Below are 22,273 nucleotides of genomic sequence, written 5' to 3'. Positions count from 1 at the left end.
GGCGGCAACGAGGCTAGCGCCCGAGCCATTGATCGAGCTGTGGGCGTGCCTCCGCGTCCGACGCGAAGACCCGGAAGGGATAGGGCATGAACGCCGCGAGCGCGGCATTCATCAGCTTGCCGAGCACGGCCTTGCGCTTGGCCTCTTCCGGCTCGATCCGGACGGCACCCGCGACCCAGCGCCCGAGTTCCTTGCGGCGCTGGCGATACCAGTCCTTGTAGAGCCGGAGGAACTGCGGCGATTGCTCGGGCCGCTCCGCCCCATCGAAAACCACGACGAAGCGCTCGCCGCGCCGGAGCAGCGCATCGAATTCCGCGAGGACGCGCTCGGCGTCCTCGTCGGGGATGCAGGCCGGCATGGTCCAGCGCACGACCGGCCAGGACGAGCTGTCGATCATCGCGCCCGGCTCAGAACTTGATCGCCGCGCCGACGCCCATCGTCGCACCGCGCGCGTAGACCGTGCCGTAGACCGGCCCGCCGGTCAGGACGCTCGTGCCGTAGGGCTGGGCGAAGGTGACGTAGCGCTTGTCGAGCAGGTTCTCGCCGAAGAGATAGGCCTCGCCCTTTTCCCATTCGACGCCGAGCCGAGCCGAGAGCAGGTGGACCGGCTTCAGCTTGGCCAGGTTGCCGGCCTCCGAATAGCGCGGGCCGATATAGTTGTAGCCGACGCGGGCGAGCAGGTTCGCCGGCCCGAAAGCCGCGATGCCGAGCGTGCCGAGCGGAGCGCGATAGGTCACCGAGGCCTTGCCGGCCCATTCCGGCACCTGCGGCAGCTGATTGCCCTTCTTCAGCCCCGCCTGCGCCGCGGCAGCCGCGGCGGGCACGTCGGTGATCTCGGTCGAGGTATAAGTGATGCCGCCGGCGATCTCCCAGTTCTCGTTCACGCGCCACGTGGCGTCGAGCTCGACGCCGTAGCTCCTGGTGTCGAGGTTGAGCGACTGCTGGGCGAAGTTCTGCAGGTCGTAGGCGAGGATCTGCTCCTTGCTGACATCGTTGTAGAACAGGGCGGCTGAGACCTTCAGCCGGTCGTCGAAGAAGGAGCCGCGGCCGCCGATCTCGTAGGAGAGGATGCTCGACGAATCATAGGGCGTGCGCGGCACGCCGGCCCACATCAGCGAGTTGAAGGTGCCGAAGCCGCCGCTCTTGTAGCCGCGCGAGACCGAGGCGAAGCTCGTCACCTTGTCGGTCCAGTCGTAGGCAAGCGAGGCGCGGCCGGTCCAGAAATTGTAGTCCTTCTTGCCGGCCTCGATGAAGACCGGAACGGTGCCGGGGGTGCCGTCGCTGTAGAACTGGCCATCATAGTCCTTCTGCTCGCGCGTGTAGCGGCCGCCGAGCGAGAGCTTCAGCCGGTCGATCACCGGATAGGTCACTTCGCCGAAGACCGCCTGCCCGGTCGTCGCCTGGTGCAGGTTGTCGAAGCCCGAGACGGCCGGCCCATAGAGGAAGACGTTGCGCATCGAGAACAGCTTCGCCTCGTCGCGGTAATAGGCGGCGCCGGCGACCCATTGCAGCTTGTCGCCGGGATTTGAGCTGAGACGCAGCTCCTGGGTGAAGCGGGTCTGGTCGATGTTCCGGTCGAAATAGTTGCCGGCGATGTTGCCGAAGGCGCCGAAGGGCAGGCCGGAGACGCGGTTGCCGAGGAAGAAATCGGCACCGTTATAGGTCAGGTCGGCCCGGATCGCATTGTAGGAGGTCTGCGAGGTGAAGGTGAAATGGTCGAAGCGGTGCTCGAACTTCGACTGGAAGGCGTAGTTCTTGGTGACCTCGCGCCCCAGGTTCTGGGCGGCGAGGATCGGGAAGCCGTCTCCCTTCAGCGCGTAATAGACCGGCACGCCATCCGATGAATCGGCGCTGCCGCTGAGCGTCCAGGTGGTCCGGTCGGTCGGCGTGAAGCGCAGCGTCAGGCGGCCTGTCGCACTCTGTTCCCGGCCGAGATCGGGGCCGACGACGTTGTTGACGAAGCCGTCGATGCCACGAAGGCGGAAGGCCAGCCGCATGCCGAGCTTGTCCTTGATCAGCGGACCGCCGACCGCGCCTTCGAGGATACGATGGTTCTGCGTGCCGTATTCGGAGCGCAGATAGCCCTTCCAGGTCTCGTCCGGCAGGGCCGGCACCAGGTTGACGGCGCCGCCCGTGGTGTTGCGGCCGAACAGCGTGCTCTGCGGCCCCTTCAGCACCTCGACGCGATCGAGATCGAGATAATTGGCGTTGGATGAGCCGATCGGCAACGGCGTGCCGTCGACGAAGGTCAGCACGGAGGAATCGTCCGGGCCGAGCGGGAACAGGATCGGCCCGACGCCGCGCATGATCAGGAACGAGGTCGAGCGGTCGCCGAAGCCCGGAATGTAGACGCCGGCGACGTCCTTCAGAGCCGATGGCGCGTCATAGGCGCGCTTCTCGTCAAGCTGGGCGCGGGTCTGCACATCGACCGTGAAGGGGATATCCCGCAGCGTCTCGTCGCGTCGGCGCGCGGTCACGGTGATCTCGTCGAGCTGCATCACCTGGGCATCCCGGCCCTGCGCCTGGGCAGGCGCCGCGAGCGGACAGAGCATTCCGGCGAACGCGGTCGTCGCAAGCAGCATGAAAGGGCTGGCTGAATGGCTGAAAGGCCGCTTCATGATGGTCAGGCTCCGTGGGATGATGATGCGTTGAGGTTTTCGCCGCTGCGACCCGCGAGCCAGGCGACGAGAGCGCCGCCGGCGCAGAACCCGGCGGCGAGGCCGAGCACCGCCGGCAGGCCGCCGAGGCCGAGGACGAAGCCGGCCGCGATGGCCGAGACCGTCGCGACGAGGGCGTCGATGCTGGACAGGGCGGCGGCCTGCGTCGTGCCGCCCTCGCCGGCGCAGACCGGCAGGACGAGCGCGCGGAAGACGACGAAGAAGGCGTAGCCGAGCGCCATCACTGCGAGCGACAGGGCGATGGCGACCGCAGGCTCGGCCCGGACCCCGGCCATGGCGACACCCGCGAAGCAGAGCGCCGAGGCGAGGCTGACGAGGAGCGCTACGCGCCAGACCTCGCTGCCGCGCAGCACGAGTCCGGTCGCCCAGGAGGCGATCACGCCGACGCCGTTGGCGCCGACGGCGGCGACGAGGCCGATCTGGCCGAGGCTCAGGCCGGCATCGACCTGCAGGACCGGCAGCATGCCGCCGGCGAGACCGAGCCCGCCATGACCGAGCAGCGAGAAGGCCAGCCTCCGGCGCGCGGGAGCGCTCTTCAGAAAGCGCCATAGGCCGGATGGCGCCTCGGGACGACCTTCGCCCTGATCCGTCGTGGTTCCGGCAACCGGGAGCAGCACAGCCGGCAGCGCCAATGCCGTCGTGATCAGGACGAGCAGCAGGAGGATGCCGCTCCAGCCCGCGCCCTCGAAGAACATGATGCCGACGCCCATGACGAGGCCACCCAGCGCGAAGCCGATGCCTTGCAACGACGCGCAACGCACCCGCACCGCCGGTGGGAAGCCGACGAGCAGATAGCCGTCGAGCGCCACGGCCGCCGTCGCGATGGCCATGATCGCGAGCGTGGCGACAACGATAATGCCGAGCGTGCCACCCTGGGGCTCGAACGCTACGAGACAACCCGTCACCGCCACTGCGAGCGCGAGGCAGACTAGTACGATGCGTCGGAAGGCCGAGACTTGCCCGCGGCCAATGCGGGCGACGACGGGCGCCCAGACGACACGCAACGCGAAGGGCAGATAGGCCAGGAAGACAAGATTGGCGACTTCCGGCGACTGGCCGGCCTGGCGCAGGCTCGCCGGCAGGATGTTGTAGATGAAGAAGAGCGGGACGGCCGCCGCGCCATAGACCGCGCCGATGCCGAGGCGCAGCGAGCGCTGCAACAGCAGGGGCTCAGGCACGCCGGGCGCGGCGGAATGCGATGCGAGACTCATCTCAACCTCCAACCGGCAGCGCGCTCCTGCGCCTGCCAGAGCCGGGCATAGAGACCGCCCAGCGCGAGCAAGTCCGGATGCCGGCCCTCCTCGACGATCCGCCCCTGATCCATCACGTAGATCCGGTCGGCCTCGGCGATGCTGCATAGGCGATGGGCGACGACGACGAGGGTGCGCCCGTTCTCCAGCGCCGCGACCGCCTGCTGGATGGCGCGCTCGGTCAGCGGGTCCATGGCGGAGCTGGCTTCGTCGAGCAGCAGGATCGGTGCGTCCTTGAGCAGCGCCCGCGCGACCGCGACGCGCTGGCGCTCGCCGCCCGACAGGGTGCGCCCGCCCTCCCCGATCACGGTGTCGAGACCGTCAGGCAAGGCCACGATCAGTTCGTCCAGCCGGGCGGCGCGAATGGCGGCTGCGAGCTGGACTTCGTCGGCGCCGGGCGCGCCGAGCAGGATGTTGGCGCGCAACGTGTCGCGGAAGAGGTGGACGTCCTGGTTGACCAGCGCCGTCAGCGCCTGCAAGCGGGCCGGCGGAATCTCGGCAATGTCGACGCCGCCGACCGTCAAGCGGCCGCTTTGGGGGTCGAAGAAGCGCATCATCAGGCCGATGACGCTCGACTTGCCGGCACCGCTCGGCCCGACGATCGCGGTCATGCCACCCTGGCGCGCCGCCAACGCGATATCGTTGACCGCGCCGTGCTGGCCGTCATGGCTGAACGCCACCCGTTCGAGCGTGAAATCCAGCGGCGTGCCCGGCTCGCGGCCCCGATGTGCGAGCACCGGCTCCGCGAGGAAGCGGGCCATGCCGGCCTCGGCCTGCATGCCCAGGCTGAAGGGCAGCATCTGGCCGAGCACGGCCGTACAGAGCGCGTGGCTCGCCGCAAGCCCGAGCAGCAGCGCGGGGATCAGCGACGGTGCGGCTTCGCCACCGCGCCAGGCCAGGATCATCAGCGCCAGAGGCAGTCCGGCACCCATCAAGGTCGCGGCGACGCCATGGAGCGAGACGAGGACGGGCGTGTAGCCGAGCATCAGGTGGCGCAGGCGATCCACGGCCTCGGCGAAGCGGGCGAAGGCGCCCTCCCCGGCCCGGAAAGAGCGGAACACGGCGATGCCCTCGCCATACTCGCCGATGCGCTGGCTGATATCGGTCAGCTCGGCATTGCGGCGCGCGATCACACCTTTCAGGATACGCCCGGCGACGGGCAGCGACAGCAGGCCGAGGCCGAAGGCGAAGAGCACCGCGAGCGCGGTCGTTAGGTCGAACCAGACCGCCGCCAGCAACAGGCACAGGCCTGCGGCGAGCCCGCCGAACAGCCGGTTCAGCGTGAAGGTCGAGGCTTCGTTGATCCAGCGCCCGTCCTCGGTGACGAGGGTCGCGAGACGCGCCGCGCTCCAGCGCCCGAGCGCGCCGAGCGGCACGGCCCGCATATGCCCGACCAGCCGGTTGCGGATCGCCTCGGTCGCGACATTGCCGGCGCGGAATCCCGACGACCAAGCGAGACGGATCAGCAGGATGCGCAACACGACGGCAGCGACGACCGCTACGGCGTAAGGCAAGAGCGCCAGCGCGTCGGCGGGGCCTTGCGCCAGCCGCATCAGGCCGAGCGCGACCGCGATCACCGGCCCGGCCGCTACGAGCCCTTCAAGGAAGGTGAAGAGCATGGCGCGCTGGAACAGCCCGCGCGCATCGCCGAGATGGGCGTGGATGAAGGCGAGCAGCTTCATGGCTGAGCCCCCACCGTGAGCGGGGGCTGGCCGACGCCATCGTTCTTGCGCGCATCGGCATGGCGATGGCTGGCGACAGCCTCATGCGCCGCGAACATCCGGGCATAGAGCCCGCCCTGCCTGACCAGCTCGGCATGGCTGCCGCGCTCGGCCACGCGGCCGGCATCGAGCACGAGGATCTCGTCGGCATGGACGATGGTGTGCAGGCGGTGGGCGATCACGATCAGCGTGCGCTCGTGCGCTAGCTCAGCGATTGCGTCCTGGATCAAGGCCTCGTTCTCGGGATCGGCGAAGGCCGTGGCCTCGTCGAGCACGAGGATCGGCGCGTCCTTCAGGATGGCGCGCGCGATCGAGATGCGCTGGCGCTCGCCGCCGGAAAGCCCGAGCCCGCGCTCGCCGACGATGGTGTCGTAGCCTCGCGACAATGCCGCGATGAAATCATGTGCCCGGGCGCGCCTGGCTGCGTCGATCACCGCGTCGTCATCGGCATCCGGCCGGCCGAGGCGGATATTGTCGGCGATCGTGCCGGCGAAGAGGAAGACCTCCTGGACGACGAAGGAGACGGCGCGGTTCAGCGCGTCCGGCGCCATCTCGCGGATATCGACGCCGCCGATCGAAACGGCGCCACTGCCGACATCGTGGAAGCGCGCGATCAGGCGCGCGAGCGTCGACTTGCCGGAACCGCTCGGCCCGACAAGCGCAAGGCAGCGCCCCGGCACCACCGTGAAATCGACGCCATGCAGCACCTGCCGCGCGCCATAGGAAAAGCCGACATTCTTGAAGCGCAGCAGCTTATCGGCCGGCTCGGCCGGCATGGCGCTGACCGGCAGTTCCGGCGCCGCCATGACCGCATCGATCCGGTCGAGCAACTGCACCTGCCGCATCAGGCGATGACTGATGCCCTGCAGCGAGGCGAAGACGTCACCGAGCCCGTAGGCGATGGCGAGGAAGGCCGCCAATGTCGTCGGGCTCAGCCAGCCCTGCGCCGCCATCAGCAGCCCGGCAGGCGCGGCGAAGAGCAGATGGCTCGAGAGCAGCACCTGCGCGGCGGAGCCTGGCACCACGGCATGGCGCATCCAGGCATCGGAAAAATGCGTCATCTCGGCGAAGATGCGCTGCGTGCGCGCCGTGGCCTGCTCGTCCTGATTGAAGGCGCGGACCGTCGGCAGGCCATCGGCCATTTCAGCGACGGTCTCGGCCATGCGGGACTGGATCGCGAGATAATCATGGGTCGGGCCCTCGCCCTGCCTCATCACCCGCCCGATCAGGACGAGCCCGAGCATGATCGGGAGGAGCGCGAGAATGGTCAGGCGCCAGTCGATGACGGCCAGCAGCACGAGCGCGACCACCGGCGCCACGATTGCGGCGCTGAGCTCCGGCACGAGATGCGCCATGCCGTCCTCGACGCCCTCGACATCGTCGAGCAGGATGGTGCGCAATTCGCCCTTGGAACGGTCGTCGAAGAAGCCCAGCGGCACGCGCGCGAGCTTGGCCGCAAGCGCCAGCCGGAGTTCCTGCTGGGTCTGGAAGGCGATCTTGTGCGACAGGCCGGTCGCCAGCGAGAAGAGCAGGTGTCGTGCTGCCACTGCAGCGAGAGCCACCCCGCCGACCTGGTCGATCCAGTGCCAATCGACATTGCCTTGCAGAATCGCGACCAGCGCGACGGCGGCAGCGGCATAGGGCGCAAGCGACAGCAACGCCGCCAGCGTTCCGCAGATGATCGAGCACAACAAGAGCCAGCGGCGCTCCCGCATCATCGCGAAAAGCCGTAGAGCGACGGCACCGATCGAGACCGAGGCGCGCGGCTCCGCAGCGGCCTTTTCCGTCTTGTCCGTATCCGGCCCGCGCGCGTCGACGTCGAGGGCCTCTGTGGAAGCGCTGACCGTCACGGCAAACCTTCGATCCGAGGATGGACCGTCTTCTTATTGGCGCGACGAAGGCGCCTCCATGCATTCGACCTTTGCCGGCCGTCGTTTTTCCTTTGCGCGCCCGCAGGATTTGGAAGGGTTACAGATCCTGGCTCGGCGACAGGCCGAAACGCCGGCGATAGGCCGTGGCGAAATTGGCCGGGCTGGAGAAGCCGACGCGATAGCCGATCTCGGCGATCGACAGGCGCCGCTCCCGCACCAGCACCCGCGCCACCTCCAGCCGCCGGTCGCGCAGGTAGTCGATGATGGTCGAGCCGAAGGCCGCCTTGAAGGCCTGCCGCAGGCTGGTTTCGTTGAGACCGACGATGCGCGCGAGTTCCGAGACCGCTGGCGGATCGGCGAGCTGGTTGTCGAGGATCAGGCGCGCATGCTCGGCATGCTCGCGATGCGAGCGGGAGAGCTGCGGCATCCCGCGCCGCTGCTCCCGAAAGATGCTGGCGACCTCGACGAGCGCGGACAGCACCCGGCTCTCGGAATAGAGCTGCGCCAGCCTGCCCTGATAGGGATTCTCGGCGAGCTGCAGGAGATGGGCTCGCAAAGCCGTCCGGGCCTCGACCTCCTGCCAGAGAAAGCCGTCGGCAAAGCTGTCCAGCATCGTCTCGCAGCCCGGCAACCCGGCCTCCTCCCCGAGCTCGCGGAGGAACTCGGCTCCGACATGGAAGCCACTCATCCGGCAGGTCTGGCCGGGCCGCTGCGCCGAGCGGATATCGACCTGATCGCTGACGCCCAGCAACGTCGGCACGCCGATCCGCGTCGTTGCGATCGAATGGCCATCGACGAAACCGGTATGCTCGCCGGCGAGCAGAATGCCGACGAAGAGGCTCGGCCGGTAGGAGCCGACCACCCGCTCGTCGTCGAGATATTCGAGGTCACAGCCGGTGAGATGGACGGAGGGCCTGATCGGTTCGATCCAGTAACTGCCGCGCGCGAAGGAGACGCCGGTCTGGAGCACCTGCCGCGGGGCGGCGATCGACAGATAGACCGTGCCGTCGAGATAGGCCTCGACGTCCCGATAGGAAATCTCGCCGCTCACATGGAGCCGATGGTCTTCGGAATACTCGATCATGGATCAGCTTTTATGGGTGGCCTCCAGCGGCTGAGAACCCATGTACATTGTAACATAAATTCCACCAAGCCATTGTTTTTGATATTGAATTAGAACTCTTCCATGTTGCTGCGCCCATGGACTTGTTCCGGAAGCGCTTTCGATCGGGCCTGGCCCGGGAACGGTGCTCATCTCCCGCCACTCCCGGTCGTGGAAAACCGCGCGGCATCGGGCGTGGAGCACGGCCGAAAGCGGATGGTTCCCTCGGCAAACCGGCATGCTACAGGGCCTGATGGCCGCGCGTTTCACCCTCGTCGAACCCTGCTCCGCCCGGCAGGAGATCAAGAGAAGCCGCTTCGTTGCGATGGCCGCGCCGGTTGCCGACGAAGCGGCCGCGAAGGACTTCATTGCCGCGCATTCCGATCCCGAGGCCAACCATAATTGCTGGGCCTGGCGGTTCGGGCAGAGCTATCGCTTCAACGATGACGGCGAGCCGAGCGGCACGGCCGGCAAGCCGATCCTCGCGGCCATCGACGGACAGGCTCTCGACGGTGTCGCCGTCGTGGTCACGCGCTGGTTCGGCGGCGTCCTGCTGGGCAGCGGCGGGCTGATCCGGGCCTATGGCGGCACGGCCGCACTGTGCCTGCGCGAGGCCCGCAAGGTCGAGCTCGTCGAGACGGCAGCGGCGAGGATCACCTGCAGCTTCGGCGACCTGACGCGCGTCCAGGCACGTCTCGGCGCAGTTCCCGGCGTGCAACTGCGTGATCAGACCTTCACGGATACCGGTGCGATCCTCTCAGTCAGCGCACCGAAGGCCGAAATCGACGGTCTCAGCCGGCTGGTGACGGATCTGACCAGCGGGCGCGCCTTGATCCGATGGGACAGGTAGCGGCCTTTCAGAAGGCCAGCCTCATACGCGGCGGAGCAATGGCAGGTCCAAGACGGTTTCCCATCCATCGCAAAGAGGGAGGCAACAATGGGCTTGATCGAGATCAGCGTGGTTCTGGCCTGCGCTTCGGCTTTCGGCTTCTACATCTCGGCCAAGGAAAGCTGAGTCCCGGCGCACCGACCGGCTTACGCATCGCTCGGCAGCAAACGAGCGCGCAAGCGCGGCGCGACCCAGTCCAGGAATGCGCGCGCCTTGATGGGCAACTGGCCCTGGGCGGCATAGACGAGTTGAACCGGGATCGCCTCCGGAGCGAACGCTTCGAGCAGCGGCACCAGCGCACCGGACCGCAATTCATCGACGATCTGATAAGACAGCACCCGGGCGACGCCGACCCCTGCCAGGGCGGCATCAATCGCCGCTTCGGTCGAATTGACCGCGAGCCTCGTACGCGGCTCCACCGAAAGGGCAGCTGAATCGCCGCGGTAGCGCCATTCCGGCGATATCGTGAAGCCCCGGAACGTGATGCCGTCATGGTCGCTCAAGTCCTCGGGCCGAACCGGAACGCCGCGGCGCGCCAGATAACCCGGACTCGCGCAGAAGATGCGCCTGACCTCGCCGACACGCCGCGCCATCAGGCCGCTGTCTTCGAGATGACCGACCCGAATGCCGAGGTCGAGATGCTCCTCCACCAGATTGACGTGACGGTCGATGAGGAACAGACGCAGGTCGATCCGGGGATGCTCGGCCAGGAATTCAGCCGCCAGCGGAACGACATGACGTCGCCCGAGAACCACCGATGCCGTCACCGCCAGGGTGCCGCGCGGCTCGCTGTACTCGCCGGCAACCGTACGCTCCGCTTCCTCGACCTGCTCCAGAATGCGACGGGAGGCGGCGACATAGTCGCGGCCCGCATCCGTCAACTCGACCCGCCGGCTGGTGCGGATCAGTAGACGGGTTCCGAGATGCTGTTCGAGATCGGCCACCTTGCGGCTGATCGTGGTAAGCGGCGCGCGCAAGCGGCGTGCGCCAGCCGAAAGACTGCCTTCCTCGACAACGGCGAGGAGCACCGACATGGCATCGAAACGATCCATCGAACCCTTCCATATTTCGGGAGGGAAAGTCCCGATATATCCAGATACCTCGGATTCAAGGAAGGGCCTACACCATCCTCAACCCGAGCGACCGCGCTTGAAGACGGCCCTCGCGCTTTCTGGAGTCCTTCAATGACCATGCTGTCCCGCCGCGCTTTCGCCTTTGCGGCCCCTGCCCTGTCTATCGCCGCCGGCGCGGTGCTGCCCGCCGGCAGGGCCGTCGCAACCCCGGTTGCCGCTGTCACGACTGCCGTGCCGCCTCTGGCGCAGATTTCGATCGGCCGGTTCAAGGTCACGGCCCTGACCGACGGCTTCGCCGACATGCCGTTCTCCTATTTCGTCGGGCGCTCACCCAAGGAGATCGAAGCCGCCGCGGCAGGGCAGTTCGCCGCAAGGCCCGGCGGCATCCGCCTGGTGTTCAACCAGTACCTGATTGAGGACGGCACGGCGCATCCTGATCGATACGGGCCCGGCGGGTCTGCTCGGCGAAAGCGGCAAGCTGCCTTCGGCCCTGAAATCGGTCGGGTTTGCGCCGGAAGATATCGATGCGGTGATCGTCACGCATATGCATCGCGACCATATCGGCGGCCTCGTCGCGGGCGGCCGACGGAACTTCTCGAATGCGGAGATCTATATCGGCCGGCGCGAGGTTGCGCACTGGACCGACCCGGCGCAACGCGCGGCAGCACCCGATTTCCTGAAAAGCAGCTTCGACGCGTCGGCAGAGCTCATCCGGCTCTACCCGAAGCTGCAGGCGATCGATGGCGAGCGCAGCATCGTGCCAGGCGTGTCGACCATCGACCTTGCCGGCCATACGCCCGGCCATATCGGAGTGCGCATCGAAGATGGCGGCAAAAGCCTGCTGATGGTTGGGGACATGCTCTTCCACCCGTCACTTCACCCGGTCGCTACCGATATCGGCTTCATCTTCGAGCAGGATCCGGAAGCTGCCCGCGCAATGCGCGCCCGCTTCTTCCCGCGCGCGGCCGAGGAGAAGGCCTTGATCGCCGCGACCCATATGCCGTTCCCAGGCCTCGGCCGCATCGTCTCCGACCAAGGTCGGCTGCGCTGGATGGCTGCGGAATGGGCTTTTCAAGCGTAAGGAAGCGGCCGAGCGAGGCTCGTCACGCGGGTCGGGATTTTCCCGGCCCGTTGGCAATTGGAGACCGTCTGATGAATCCGATGGAAACCTGGGCGTTCGGCTATGCCCTGACACGGGGCTATCCGGCGCCCGGCGCCGTTCCCACCGGCCTCTGGCTGGAGGTCGGCAAGCCCGACCAGCGCGGGCGGTTCGTGCTGCCCCGATTCGACCCGGCAATTCTTCCGGAACTCGCGCGCTCGATCGAGCAGCGGAACATCTATATCGAGATCCCCGCGCCCCGCGAGACCGCCGCGGCGTTGCTGCCGGAAAACTGGACCGCACGCGAGCGCGCCTATCTCATGACAACCACGCTGGAAACCTCGACTCCTGTCCTCCCACCCGGATACGGGACCGTGACGAACGAGAATGGTGCCGCGATCAGGGTCGAGATCCGAAACGAGACGGGAGAGCTGGCGGCGAGCGGCATGGCGGGGGTGGTCGATGGCCATACGGTCTACGACCAGATCCTCACCCAACCGGAGCATCGGCGCCTGGGCCTCGGCACCGCGGTCATGAGCGCCCTGACGCAGCGCTCTCTCGAACGCGGCGCCGGACGTGGTATCTTGATCGCTTCGCCGGACGGCCGGGCCCTCTATCAGACGCTCGGCTGGACACAATGGTCGGAGGTGGCGTCGGTGATCAGCCCGGGGCGCTAAGATTCCGGAACACGACCATCCGCCTCGCGTTCCATGCTGACGCGAGCACATGGTTGGGCGATGCGACACAAACTGATCCATGAAGCCGACGGGCAGAAGACGTTTGCCATCATCCTGGATGTCGGCGATGAGGCCATCGCCTCGCTGGAAGCCTTCGCCCGCGACAAGCGGCTGACGGCCGCGAGCTTCAAGGCCATCGGCGCTTTCGAACGTGCCGAGCTGAGCTTCTTCGATTGGGCGACGAAGACCTATGAGCCTATCCCGGTCGATGAGCAGGTCGAAGTCGCGTCGTTGACCGGAGACATCGCTGTCGAGCCCGGCGGCAAGCCGGGCGTCCATGTCCATGCCGTCCTCGGGCGCCGCGATGGCAGCGCCCTCGCGGGACATCTCAACAAGGGCATCGTCCGCCCGACGCTGGAAATCATCCTGACCGAGCAGCCCACCTACCTGAAAAAGAAGCGGGATCACGAGACCGGCCTTATGCTCATCGCTTTGGACGCCTAGATCGGTGGAACATTCAGGGAGGCCAGGCACGGCATGACGCGCAATCTCATCGCAGCGATGGCTGCCCTGCTGGCCATGCTGGCCTCGCTGCCAGCCAGCGCCCAGTTCGATGCGACGCCCGGCAACGGCCCGCTTTATCCGGGCGGCCCGCGGCAAGGCCTGGGTCCGCCATCGATCACGGACAACGTGCCGGATCTCCGGCTGCGTTCGAGCCAGGGCGGCATTCCGGGAGCCGGGCCGCCGGTCGGGGCCGGCGCCCCCAGCCCGCGCTTCTACGAGCCGAGCCCGTCATCGGGTCGCTATTATCGCAGGGCGGAGCGGACGAGCAGCCTCGGACGTCATTGCCGGACGCCGACGCGGCAATGCACGCTGGCGCGGCCGGCCGCGCTCGGGGACGATTGCTCCTGCCGCACGTCCAAAGGGCGTCGGCAAGGTTTCGTCGCCCGCTAGCCCCGAAGAGGCGACAGACACCAGATCATGGAGCCGCTATCCTCCAGGCAGGAATTGCGCCGCGCCTTCAAGCGCATCGAACACGAGTTGCCACCCCGGCTGGCCGCAGGCCTGCGCTGGCTGCGCCATCCCAAGTCTCGACTGGTCCGCATTCCCGCCGGGATCGGCCTCATCGCCGGAGGGATCTTCTCGTTCCTGCCGCTGCTCGGGGCCTGGATGCTGCCGCTCGGCCTGCTGCTGCTCGCCGCCGACATGCCGATCCTGCAACAGCCGATGGCGCGCTTCGCCCTGTGGTGCCTTGGCCTGCTCGATCGCTTTCGCTCGCGCCGCAAGCAGGACTGAGCACCGTCAGACGATCAGCTCAGCAAGCAGCAGGCGCGCGCGTGCCGCGCCGGCACCCGGCGCAACACGGCCCAGCCGGAAGACATTGACGAGCCGGCGCCCGACCGGCAGCGGATGGCGTGCGACGAGCGCCGCGTTGCTGACAGGCCAATCGGCGAGCACCGAGACCGGGCAGGCGCCAAGCCCCTGCGACGCGATCGTCAGCCAGGCCCGGTAGAAGGCTCGCCCGGTCTCCAGTGGGTCCTCGCCCTCGGGCCGATGAAACAGCGCCATCGCGCCGTATGTGGCCTTCCCCCGCTCCCGCGAGAGCGGTTCGGCGAGGCCGAGGCGCTTCAACCATGGGAAAAGAGGCCCCAGCACGAACGATACGCCCGCCGCTTCGATGCGCCCGAACCCCATCGCCTCGGCATTGAGGCCGTCGCGGCCGTAACGCGGGTCGCCGCGCGAAAGCCGCATCCAGGCAAGCAGCTCGAGCCGGTGCTCATCCTCGCCGAGGAAATGGAAGCCGGCGCGATCTCCCAGTTCGGCGATCTCCGCCACTGCCGGACCAGGTGTAACGAGACGGAGATCCGGCACGGTCGCCAGCTTGCCGAGTGCGTCATGTAACGCCGCATCGACAGGCAGGAACCGGCCGCGCCAGCTGCTGCGCCCGGCAACCGCCGCAGCCAGCGGGTCGAGCGTTCCTCCGGAGGCGAGCGTCAGCCGGGCGATCATGCGCAGCCCCGATGCGCGGTCCGGCCGCTCGTCCAACTCCACACGCATGATCCTGAAGCCGTGCCGGCCAGCGGCCAGCGACAATCCTTCGAGCGCAGCGCCATGCGACAGACGGACATCGTGCCCGGTCGGGTCGGCCACCGGCACACGCCGTCGCTCATCCTCAAGCAGCAACACCGTATCAGCCGATAGCAGGCGCCAGCGTGTGGGCTGGATATTATGGACGCTTGGCGCGAGGCTCGCCTCGGCGATCAACGTCCGGAAGAGATCGCTATCGAGCATCGCTCAATCTCACAGGGGCTTGGCGAAGAGATGCAGCCGATGCAGCGGTTTCGCGCCGGCCTTCTCCGCCTGCCGCAGGCTCGGCCCGTTGACGTCGGCGATCCAGGTGCCGCCGAGCTCGGTATAGCCGGCTGCCTTGAGCGCGCTCGCCACCTTGAACAGCATCGCGCCGTTGAGGCCGCGATTATGGAAGGCGCGGCTGACCGACTGGTAGACGATGACGGCGCGCCGGTTGGTCCAGCGATGCCGCAGGAAGCGGAACGGGAAGCTCAGGCCCAGCCGCCCGCCCACCGCCTTCACCAACGGGTTGAGATCGGGGATGGCGATGATGGCGCCGACCGGCTCGCCCTTGTGTTGGACGACGGTCGAGATGCGCTTGTCGATGACCCACATCATGTCGCCGGCCTGGAAGCGGTATTCCCCAGCGGTCGGGGGCACGAACATCGGATTGGCGTCGAAGCCGTCATTGAGAATGAGCCGGGAATCCTCCAGCCGCTCCGTGAAATGGCGGCGGTCGATCGGCATCCAGCGATAGTCGGGATCGGCCAGGATTTCCTGCTGCTTCGGGCCGAGCAGGCCGCGGGGATCGATATCGGCGAGATCGATCCGGAAGGTCGTCATCGGGAAGGCCGGGGCATAGCCGTTCGCTTCGAGCAGGCGCGCGATATGCGGCGGGCTCCAGAGCATGTCCGTGAAGGGCGCGTTGTCGAAGCCGCCGGTGACGACACCGGCCTGCTGCATCGCGGTCAGATTGAAGTTGCCGGTAATCTCGACCATGCCGCGCTCGCGCGCCCAGCCTTCCGCCGCGCCGAGCAGGGCGGTGGCGATCTCGGGATCATCAGTGCAGTCGAAATAGCCGAACTGCGCACGCGACGTACCGTGCCGGGCGTTGGAGGCGTCATGGATCGTCGCGACGATGCGGCCGAGCGGTTGGCCGTCACGCAACGCCGTGAACAGTTCGAAGCGGCCATGGCCCTGCGTCACCAGCGGATTTCGGGTGGGATCGAGCATGCGGTCGAAATCGGACCACATCGGCGGAACGTAAGGGCTTTCGGCCGGATAGGCATTGGCGGTGACGGCGAAGGCCGCCTTGCGGTCGTTGCTGCGGATCTCGATCATGCGGAGGCCTCGCTCGGTGCGGTCGCGAGCAGGCGGCGCACCAGCGCCAGCGCCGTCTCGGTCGCCGGATCGGCCGAGACCACCGGCACCGTCACCAGCAGGAGGTCGAGCGGCGCCTCGCCAAGCACGAGCAGATGGCTCGCGGAATTCACAGCCATCAGCGCGGCCAATCGCTCGGCGGCCGGATCGGTCGGCGGCCAGCGCCAGCCACGCCCGGAAGCATGGAGCACGCCGATGCCCTGCAAGGCCGGCCGCAGGATCAGGGGGTCGTAATCGGCGAGCGCGGCTTCATCGAGCCGGCGCGCGCTGGTGAAAAGGGGATGGGCGGCAAGCTGAGCGATCAAGGCCTCGCGCGTGCCTGCCTTGGAGCGGGCGAGCGAGTCGAGCACGCCCGGCGCCTCGGCGTCGAAGGAGCTGGAGAGCGCATCGACCGCCAGCGCGATGGCGAGCACGCCGGCAAGCGAGACAGCACAAAGCCGCGCGATATGGGCAAAGCCGGCATCCGGCGTGACGAGTGCCGCCGCGAAGCCGAGCAGCAGCGCGGTCGCGACACGCAGGCTGAGCATCGCGACACGCTGCCGACGGGCCGGCGCGGCGCCGCCCGCGACCAGCAGAATCGAGACCAGCAGCAAGGCGCCGACGCCGCCGAGCCTCACCGGCATATCCGGCAGCAATTCGCGAAAATCGCTGAGCGCGAAGGGCAGGATCAGGAAGGCGCAGAGCCCGAGCCGCCAGACGCCGGCATTCTCGGATGCCGTCAGCGCAGCCTGATCGCGGCGGAACAACAGGATGCCGCAAAACGCGATCGTCAGGAGCTGGAAACCGGCCAGCGCCAGATCATAAAGCTGCCCGGGGTCGTCGAGGCCGAGGAGGCTGGCGAGGACGAGCAGAACCGAACCGCCGAGTACCGCGATCTTGCCGGGACGCGGCGCATGCCGGCGCAGCATGCCCTCGGTCACGATCAACGCGCCTAGCGGGAACAGGGCGGCACAGGCGAGTGCCAGCCGCCCGAGCAATACACTGCCGCTCCACCAACCCAGCGCCCGCAGCAGGAAAAGCGCCGCGACCAGCCCCATCGCGACAAGGAAGCGCCGCGTCAGCGCGCCGCGCGGATCGCGCCGGCGCAAGGTCACCATGGCGACGGCGAGGCCGAGCGCGCCGCAGAGATCGACGATCGAATCCGCGACCAGGCCGGGATTGGCGAAGCCGCCGGTCATGGCCCGGCCACCATTTGCTTCAGCGCCCGTACCACGAAGGGCTTCAGCAGCGCCGCGACCGGGGCCGGCCAGGGCCGCTCAACTGCCGGCCGGTAGGGGTTGAAGAACCAGCCGCGGCAATCGGTGCCGGTGCGCCGGCCGAGCGTCAGGGCGATCGCCTCATAAGCCATCATCATGCCCGTCGTGATCACCATGGGCGCGAAGGACATGCGGCTGCGCCGCCCGGCCGCGACCTCGCCGGCGACGGCGAGATCGACATGATGGCGCGAGCGCGAATGCAGCATGACATGCGTGACCTCGCAAAGCATGGCGGCGCGCTTGTCATCCTCGGACAACGTCCTCCAGTCCTTGCCAACGGTCGGGAAACCCAGGCGCTCCTCGGGGCGCGGGTCGCCGGGGCGGACCACGATCACCGAAGGCAAGGGCGCCATATAGGCGTCGATCACGGTCGCGCCGGCTGTCTTGGCCGTGCGGTAGAGATGGAGGCCGGCGGCGATATCGTCCATCCCGTTGACGACGACAGGGCATCTCCGGGCAATCTCGGGCAGACGATCTACCCATTCCGCACCGAGCACCTCGATCTCGATCTCCGGATTGATGGCGCGCGCGGCCTCGGCCGCCGCTTCCGCCTTCGGCCGGCCGATCGTGCCCGCGTTGGCGAAGACCTGCCGGTTCAGGTTCGAGATTTCGAAGACGTCGATATCGGCGATGACGAAGCGGCCGATGCCGGCCCGCACCAGCGCCATGAAGGCGGCGCCGCCCATGCCGCCGACGCCACAGACGAAGACCGTCGCCTGCCTGAGCCGCGCCTGCTCGGCCTCCGAGACGAAGCCGATATTGCGGGTGGCGAAGAGTTCGTAGCTGAAGCCGGGGATCATGGTTTCGCCCTTGCCGTGCGCGGCCGTAACGTGCCGAAGCGTCGGGTATCGTCGAGCCAGTGCACGAGCGGCAGCAACAGGCGCTGCACCAGCAGGAAGGCGGAGGCTCCGAGCAATCCCGGCAGCGAGGCGCGCGGCACCTGGCCGAGCAGGTAGCCCCGCGCTGCGGCGAGGTCCATCCGGCCGAGCTGGAGCACGTCGTCGCCGCGCGCGTAATCGAGCTTGTCGCGGCAGAAGGCGTTGTAGCGCTCCTCGCGGTGATGCGTCGCCTGCTCGAAGCTCTTCTTCAGGTCGTCCGAGCCGCCGGTATAGGCGTCGGTGATGATCGAGTTCGCCTCATCGAAGCCGGCCTCGGGGCCGACGCCGAAGACATGGCGGTGATCGCGCATGATCTGCCGCGCGAGCGTCAGATGCGCGAAGCTCTGGCGGCTGCCGGGATCGGGCGAGGGATAGACCTCCGAGAAGGTCTCGCAGACCATGCCGACCACGCCCGGCACCTGCGTGACGTTCGATATCCAGCGCGGGCGCAGGCCGCCACGGACGAAGAGCACCAACACAGTCAGGCCGTAGAGCACCCAGGAGAGACCGCGCCCGCGCACCTCGGGATCGACCATGACGAGGCCGAGATGCGTGACCTGCTCGGGCTCGCCATTGAGCGTCAGCGGCATCTGCGCCAGCGCGTTGAAGGCGATCGGCCGGCCGGTCGCCGTCTCGCTGATCAGGGTGACGATGCTCTGGCTGAGGCGCTCGCGCTCGCCGGAAAAGACGCCATAGGTCAGCGCGCCCTGCGCCAGCGTCCGCCCCGCGACCGTGCGCAAATGCTCGACCAGCGCCGCCAGCTCCGCATCGTCGAGCACCAAGCCGGGCCGCTCGATGATGCGGGTCTGCTGGCCCGGCGCCGTCGCCAGCGTCAGGTCCAGCGTCGGCCGTGTCAGCGCCTTCAGCCAGAAACCGAGCATCAGGCCTCCACCAAGGCGGGCGACGCGGCCCGCTCCTTGACCAGCCGGGCGATGCCGGCGAAGTCGAGCTTGCCGGAGCCGAGCACCGGCACGGCCGGCACGACCATGACCTCGGCCGGGATCATCAGATCCGCCGCGCCCCTGGCCTTGGCGAAGGCCTGGAAGGCGGCGCGCGTCGCGTCCTTCTGCTGCGTCACCAGCACCAGCCGCTCGCCCTTGCGGGCATCCGGGAGGCTCGCGACGCCGGAGAGCACGCCCGGCCAGCATTCGGCGGCAAGCGCCTCGACCGCGGCGAGCGAGACCATCTCGCCGGCGATCTTGGCGAAGCGCTTGGCCCGGCCCTTGATCGTGACGAAACCGTCCCTGTCGATCACGACGATGTCGCCGGTATCGTGCCAGCCCTCGGGCGGCGGTTCGAGCACGCCAGGTTTCTCGGACTTCAGATAGCCCAGCATGATGTTGGGGCCGCGGACATGCAGACGGCCGCCCTCCTCGACGCCCGGCATCGGCTCGAGCCTGGCTTCCATGCCCGGCATGATCCGGCCGACCGTGCCGAAGCGGTTGAACATCGGCGTGTTCAGCGCCAGCACCGGCGCGGTCTCGGTGACGCCATAGCCTTCGAGGATGCGCAGGCCGAATTTCTCCGCATAGGTCCGTCGCGTCGTGTCCTTCACCGGCTCGGCCCCGGCCACGATATAGCGCAGCGAGCGCAAATCGTAGGGGTGTGCGGCGCGGGCATAGCCGGTCAGGAAGGTGTCGGTGCCGAACAGGATGGTCGCGTTCGAGCCGTAGACCAGCTCCGGCACCATCCGGTAGTGCAGCGGCGAGGGATAGAGATAGACCGGCACGCCCGAGACCAGCGGCAGGATAAGACCTGCCGTCAGGCCGAAGGAGTGGAAGACCGGCAGCACGTTGAAGACCTTGTCGCGCCGGCCGAAATCGATGCGGGCCGCCGCCTGCGCCGCGTTGGCCAGCATGTTGGCGTGGCTGAGCACGACGCCCTTGGGCGCGCCCTCCGAGCCCGAGGTGAACAGGATCGCGGCGCGATCCGAGCCCTTCGCCTGCTCAATCGCCTCGCCATGGCGCCAGAGCGCCCAAAGCTTGTCGGCTGTCGAGACGGTGGCGCGCACGTCCTCAAGGTAGACGATCTTCACCTGCGCCGAGAGCATCTCGATCAGCGGCCCCATCCGGCCCTTCTCGACGAAGGCGCGCGAGGTGACGATGGTCCGGACCTCAGCGGCCTTGCAGGCGGCGGCGATATTGCCGGCGCCGGCCGTGAAGTTGATCATCGCCGGCACACGCGCCGCCGACATCAGGCCGAGCAGGGTCACTGCCGCGCCATTGGCGTTGGGCAGCATCACGCCGACCGCCTCCCCCTTCGCCGCCAGCGGCATGAGCTTGCGGCCGAGCACCTCGGCGCCGATCAGCAGGCGCTTGTAGGTCAGCGTGCCCGTGATCGGGTCCTCGACCGCGACGCGGCCCTTGCCGTTAAGCTTGGCGGCTTCCGCGACCGCTTCGAAGACGCTGCGGTCGATATCGGTGGTGCGGAAGATCAGGTCCGACATGATCTGGTAGAGCGCGGCACCGGCCGCCTGACGGCGCGGCTTGCCCTTGAGCTCGTCGGGTACGGTCAGCGAGACCGGATCGAGCACGGTGACGCGCACCTTGGGGAACCAGCGGCGGCGGACCTGCTCGCGGGTCAGGCGCGAGAAGATCGTCGCTTCCAGCCCCTCGATGCGAACCGGCACGATCGGGACGCCGGATTTCTCGGCGATCATGCCGACGCCGTCATAGACCTTCATCAGGCTGCCGGTGACGGTGAGCCGCCCCTCGGGGAAGATCACCAGGCTCTCGCCGTTCTTGACCGCGTTGATCAGCGAACGCGTCGCCAGCGGGCGCGAGGGATCGAGCGGCATGGCGCGCGTCAGCTTCAGGAAGGGCTTCACCCACCAGCGCTGGGCGATGCCGTGGTCGATGGCGAAGACCGGCTCCTTGTCGAGGATCGAGAGCGCCAGCGCCGCATCGAGGAAGGAGACGTGGTTCAGCGCGATGATGGCGTTGTCGCCGGCCTTGGTGATGTTCTCGCGGCCAGTGACCTCGACGCGGTAGAAGGCGCGGAACAGGATCGAGAGGAAATCGCTGAGCGGATTGGTCGGCAGCGTCCGGAAGATCCAGATGGAGGCCGCGATGGTCAGGGCGCCGATCAGCAGGAAGAGATGGCTGAGCGTCAGGCCCGCCGCCTGCAGCACGGCGACGACCGCGGCGCCCGCGACCATGAAGGCGGCCGAGAGCACGTTGACGGCGGCGACGACTCGGGCGCGTTTCTCGGCAGGTGCCCAGGCCTGGGTTGCGGCGAAGGAGGGCACGATGAAGATGCCGCCGGCGATGGCAAGGCCGGCAAGGTCGATGCCGACGCGCCAGGCGGAGGAACTGCCGAAGAAGACGCCGATATCCTGCGCCGGCTGATGGGCGACGAGGCCGGACACCGCCCAGCCGAGATCGAGCGCGAACAGGCCCATGACGATGCCGGCGACCGGCACGGGCAGGAGCACGATCCGCCCGCTCGCCAGGAAGGAGCCGATGCCGGAACCGACGGCGATCGCGATGGCAAACGTCGCGAGATAGGCCGAGACGACCATTTCCGTGCCGCCCATGCCGTTCTTCACCAGTGCCGGCAGCAGCGCCATCACGACGGCGCCGATCAGCCAGAACAGCGAAACCATCACGCCCGTGCGCCAGAGCCGCGCATCGGCCCAGAGGTCTTTCAGGAGGTCGCGGGTCGAACGCAGGATGTTGCGGTCGATCGCGAGATCAGGCGCGGCCGCGCCGGTCTTCGGGATGAACAGAGTCGCGACCCAGCAGGCGAGCGCGAAGACCATGATCAGCAGGCTGAGCTGGGCGGCGTCGCCGCCCTCGCGCGCCGTCAGGCCGCCGGCGATGGTGCCGAGCAGGATCGCGATGAAGGTCGCGCCTTCGATCAGGGCGTTGCCGGCCGGCAATTCCTCGCGCTTCAGATGGTCGGGCAGAATGCCGTATTTGATCGGCCCGAACAGGGCGGCGATGACGCCGAACAGGAAGAGCGCGGCGAAGAGCATCGGCACGGAATGCAAAGTGAAACCGAGGGCCGCGACGCCGGCCGCGCCGATCTCGGCAAGCTTCAGGCGCTGCGCCATCATCGCCTTGTCGAAGCGGTCGGCCATCTGGCCGCCGATGCCGGAGAGCAGGAAGAAGGGCGCGATGAAGAGCCCGCCGGCCAGCGTCACCAGCGCCTCGCCATGCGGCCCTGCGAGCCGGTAGAGGATGATGAAGACCAGCGCATTCTTGAGGAAATTGTCGTTGAAGGCGGAGAAGAACTGCGCCCAGAACAGCGGCGCGAAGCGCCGTTTCAGCATCAAGGTGTCGAACATCATGCACTCGCGCGGTTCGAGGGAGGTTCGCATCGCCCGTG

At 67.9% G+C, this 22,273-nt stretch carries 18 protein-coding genes and 1 pseudogene; 6 read left to right on the top strand and 13 right to left on the bottom strand.

Annotation, left to right across the window (positions count from 1 at the left end):
- Positions 1-13: 13 nt before the first annotated feature.
- From AC07NY_RS10555 to AC07NY_RS10530, 6 genes are all read right to left on the bottom strand, one after another.
- Positions 14-397 carry a hypothetical protein gene (locus AC07NY_RS10555; protein ID WP_494583794.1) on the bottom strand — a complete coding sequence of 128 codons (384 nt, stop codon included), beginning with the start codon at positions 395-397 and terminating at the stop codon, positions 14-16.
- Between the two features lie 10 nt (positions 398-407).
- Positions 408-2,618: a TonB-dependent receptor gene (locus AC07NY_RS10550; RefSeq protein ID WP_494583793.1), complete on the bottom strand. Its 2,211-nt coding sequence runs from the start codon at positions 2,616-2,618 to the stop codon at positions 408-410.
- Between the two features lie 5 nt (positions 2,619-2,623).
- Complete coding sequence (locus tag AC07NY_RS10545) at positions 2,624-3,889, bottom strand: MFS transporter (RefSeq protein WP_494583792.1); 1,266 nt, start codon at positions 3,887-3,889, stop codon at positions 2,624-2,626.
- Positions 3,886-5,610 carry an ABC transporter ATP-binding protein gene (locus AC07NY_RS10540; RefSeq protein WP_494583791.1) on the bottom strand — a complete coding sequence of 575 codons (1,725 nt, stop codon included), beginning with the start codon at positions 5,608-5,610 and terminating at the stop codon, positions 3,886-3,888. Before AC07NY_RS10540 ends, AC07NY_RS10545 begins: the two co-directional genes overlap by 4 nt.
- The gene (locus AC07NY_RS10535; protein ID WP_494583790.1) at positions 5,607-7,499 is read right to left on the bottom strand and encodes an ABC transporter ATP-binding protein; all 1,893 of its coding nucleotides are present in this window, start codon (positions 7,497-7,499) and stop codon (positions 5,607-5,609) included. Before AC07NY_RS10535 ends, AC07NY_RS10540 begins: the two co-directional genes overlap by 4 nt.
- A gap of 118 nt (positions 7,500-7,617) precedes the next feature.
- On the bottom strand, positions 7,618-8,604 hold the full coding sequence (locus AC07NY_RS10530) for a helix-turn-helix transcriptional regulator (protein ID WP_494583789.1): 987 nt from the start codon (positions 8,602-8,604) through the stop codon (positions 7,618-7,620).
- 256 nt (positions 8,605-8,860) lie between these two features.
- Here AC07NY_RS10530 and AC07NY_RS10525 point away from each other — a divergent pair, with 256 nt between their 5' ends.
- Complete coding sequence (locus tag AC07NY_RS10525; protein ID WP_494583788.1) at positions 8,861-9,472, top strand: IMPACT family protein; 612 nt, start codon at positions 8,861-8,863, stop codon at positions 9,470-9,472.
- A gap of 185 nt (positions 9,473-9,657) precedes the next feature.
- Here the strand turns inward: AC07NY_RS10525 and AC07NY_RS10520 are convergent, their stop codons facing one another.
- Positions 9,658-10,563: a LysR family transcriptional regulator gene (locus AC07NY_RS10520; protein WP_494583787.1), complete on the bottom strand. Its 906-nt coding sequence runs from the start codon at positions 10,561-10,563 to the stop codon at positions 9,658-9,660.
- A 132-nt stretch (positions 10,564-10,695) separates the two neighbouring features.
- Here AC07NY_RS10520 and AC07NY_RS10515 point away from each other — a divergent pair.
- The 5 genes and pseudogenes from AC07NY_RS10515 to AC07NY_RS10495 all read left to right on the top strand — a co-directional run bounded on the left by AC07NY_RS10515 (position 10,696) and on the right by AC07NY_RS10495 (position 13,656).
- Positions 10,696-11,665, top strand: a pseudogene (locus AC07NY_RS10515) (MBL fold metallo-hydrolase).
- Positions 11,666-11,736: 71 nt separating this feature from the next.
- Positions 11,737-12,360 (top strand): GNAT family N-acetyltransferase, encoded by a 624-nt coding sequence (locus tag AC07NY_RS10510; RefSeq protein WP_494583786.1) that lies wholly within the window; start codon positions 11,737-11,739, stop codon positions 12,358-12,360.
- A gap of 60 nt (positions 12,361-12,420) precedes the next feature.
- On the top strand, positions 12,421-12,864 hold the full coding sequence (locus tag AC07NY_RS10505) for a PPC domain-containing DNA-binding protein (protein WP_492287679.1): 444 nt from the start codon (positions 12,421-12,423) through the stop codon (positions 12,862-12,864).
- 33 nt (positions 12,865-12,897) lie between these two features.
- A complete protein-coding gene (locus AC07NY_RS10500) occupies positions 12,898-13,314 on the top strand; it encodes a hypothetical protein (protein WP_492287680.1) in 417 nt (138 codons plus the stop codon).
- 27 nt (positions 13,315-13,341) lie between these two features.
- Positions 13,342-13,656 (top strand): hypothetical protein, encoded by a 315-nt coding sequence (locus AC07NY_RS10495; RefSeq protein WP_494583785.1) that lies wholly within the window; start codon positions 13,342-13,344, stop codon positions 13,654-13,656.
- Between the two features lie 6 nt (positions 13,657-13,662).
- Here AC07NY_RS10495 and AC07NY_RS10490 read toward each other — a convergent pair whose 3' ends face one another.
- From AC07NY_RS10490 to AC07NY_RS10465, 6 genes are read right to left on the bottom strand one after another with little or no spacing between them, the layout of a single operon-like run.
- Entirely contained in the window at positions 13,663-14,625 is a 963-nt protein-coding gene (locus AC07NY_RS10490; protein WP_494583784.1) for a hypothetical protein, read from the bottom strand.
- Positions 14,626-14,661: 36 nt separating this feature from the next.
- Entirely contained in the window at positions 14,662-15,771 is a 1,110-nt protein-coding gene (locus AC07NY_RS10485; RefSeq protein ID WP_494583783.1) for a GNAT family N-acetyltransferase, read from the bottom strand.
- Positions 15,768-16,988 carry a hypothetical protein gene (locus AC07NY_RS10480; protein WP_494583782.1) on the bottom strand — a complete coding sequence of 407 codons (1,221 nt, stop codon included), beginning with the start codon at positions 16,986-16,988 and terminating at the stop codon, positions 15,768-15,770. Before AC07NY_RS10480 ends, AC07NY_RS10485 begins: the two co-directional genes overlap by 4 nt.
- Complete coding sequence (locus tag AC07NY_RS10475) at positions 16,985-17,866, bottom strand: ThiF family adenylyltransferase (RefSeq protein ID WP_494583781.1); 882 nt, start codon at positions 17,864-17,866, stop codon at positions 16,985-16,987. Before AC07NY_RS10475 ends, AC07NY_RS10480 begins: the two co-directional genes overlap by 4 nt.
- Positions 17,863-18,825 carry a hypothetical protein gene (locus tag AC07NY_RS10470; RefSeq protein ID WP_494583780.1) on the bottom strand — a complete coding sequence of 321 codons (963 nt, stop codon included), beginning with the start codon at positions 18,823-18,825 and terminating at the stop codon, positions 17,863-17,865. Before AC07NY_RS10470 ends, AC07NY_RS10475 begins: the two co-directional genes overlap by 4 nt.
- Complete coding sequence (locus AC07NY_RS10465) at positions 18,825-22,232, bottom strand: acyl-[ACP]--phospholipid O-acyltransferase (RefSeq protein WP_494584665.1); 3,408 nt, start codon at positions 22,230-22,232, stop codon at positions 18,825-18,827. Before AC07NY_RS10465 ends, AC07NY_RS10470 begins: the two co-directional genes overlap by 1 nt.
- Positions 22,233-22,273 lie beyond the last annotated feature (41 nt).

This window comes from Allobosea sp. GW821-FHT09G06 (genome assembly GCF_059416005.1).
This window is presented reverse-complemented; position numbering and strand designations above follow the sequence as displayed.

Excerpts from the sequence above, each read along its gene's own strand:
- AC07NY_RS10555 (WP_494583794.1), bottom strand. The coding sequence starts at position 397 with ATGATCGACAGCTCGTCCTGGCCGGTCGTGCGCTGGACCATGCCGGCC.
- AC07NY_RS10550 (WP_494583793.1), bottom strand. The coding sequence starts at position 2,618 with ATGAAGCGGCCTTTCAGCCATTCAGCCAGCCCTTTCATGCTGCTTGCG.
- AC07NY_RS10545 (WP_494583792.1), bottom strand. The coding sequence starts at position 3,889 with ATGAGTCTCGCATCGCATTCCGCCGCGCCCGGCGTGCCTGAGCCCCTG.
- AC07NY_RS10540 (WP_494583791.1), bottom strand. The coding sequence starts at position 5,610 with ATGAAGCTGCTCGCCTTCATCCACGCCCATCTCGGCGATGCGCGCGGG.
- AC07NY_RS10530 (WP_494583789.1), bottom strand. The coding sequence starts at position 8,604 with ATGATCGAGTATTCCGAAGACCATCGGCTCCATGTGAGCGGCGAGATT.
- AC07NY_RS10525 (WP_494583788.1), top strand. The coding sequence starts at position 8,861 with ATGCTACAGGGCCTGATGGCCGCGCGTTTCACCCTCGTCGAACCCTGC.
- AC07NY_RS10520 (WP_494583787.1), bottom strand. The coding sequence starts at position 10,563 with ATGGATCGTTTCGATGCCATGTCGGTGCTCCTCGCCGTTGTCGAGGAA.
- AC07NY_RS10510 (WP_494583786.1), top strand. The coding sequence starts at position 11,737 with ATGAATCCGATGGAAACCTGGGCGTTCGGCTATGCCCTGACACGGGGC.
- AC07NY_RS10505 (WP_492287679.1), top strand. The coding sequence starts at position 12,421 with ATGCGACACAAACTGATCCATGAAGCCGACGGGCAGAAGACGTTTGCC.
- AC07NY_RS10500 (WP_492287680.1), top strand. The coding sequence starts at position 12,898 with ATGACGCGCAATCTCATCGCAGCGATGGCTGCCCTGCTGGCCATGCTG.
- AC07NY_RS10495 (WP_494583785.1), top strand. The coding sequence starts at position 13,342 with ATGGAGCCGCTATCCTCCAGGCAGGAATTGCGCCGCGCCTTCAAGCGC.
- AC07NY_RS10485 (WP_494583783.1), bottom strand. The coding sequence starts at position 15,771 with ATGATCGAGATCCGCAGCAACGACCGCAAGGCGGCCTTCGCCGTCACC.
- AC07NY_RS10480 (WP_494583782.1), bottom strand. The coding sequence starts at position 16,988 with ATGACCGGCGGCTTCGCCAATCCCGGCCTGGTCGCGGATTCGATCGTC.
- AC07NY_RS10475 (WP_494583781.1), bottom strand. The coding sequence starts at position 17,866 with ATGATCCCCGGCTTCAGCTACGAACTCTTCGCCACCCGCAATATCGGC.
- AC07NY_RS10470 (WP_494583780.1), bottom strand. The coding sequence starts at position 18,825 with ATGCTCGGTTTCTGGCTGAAGGCGCTGACACGGCCGACGCTGGACCTG.
- AC07NY_RS10465 (WP_494584665.1), bottom strand. The coding sequence starts at position 22,232 with ATGTTCGACACCTTGATGCTGAAACGGCGCTTCGCGCCGCTGTTCTGG.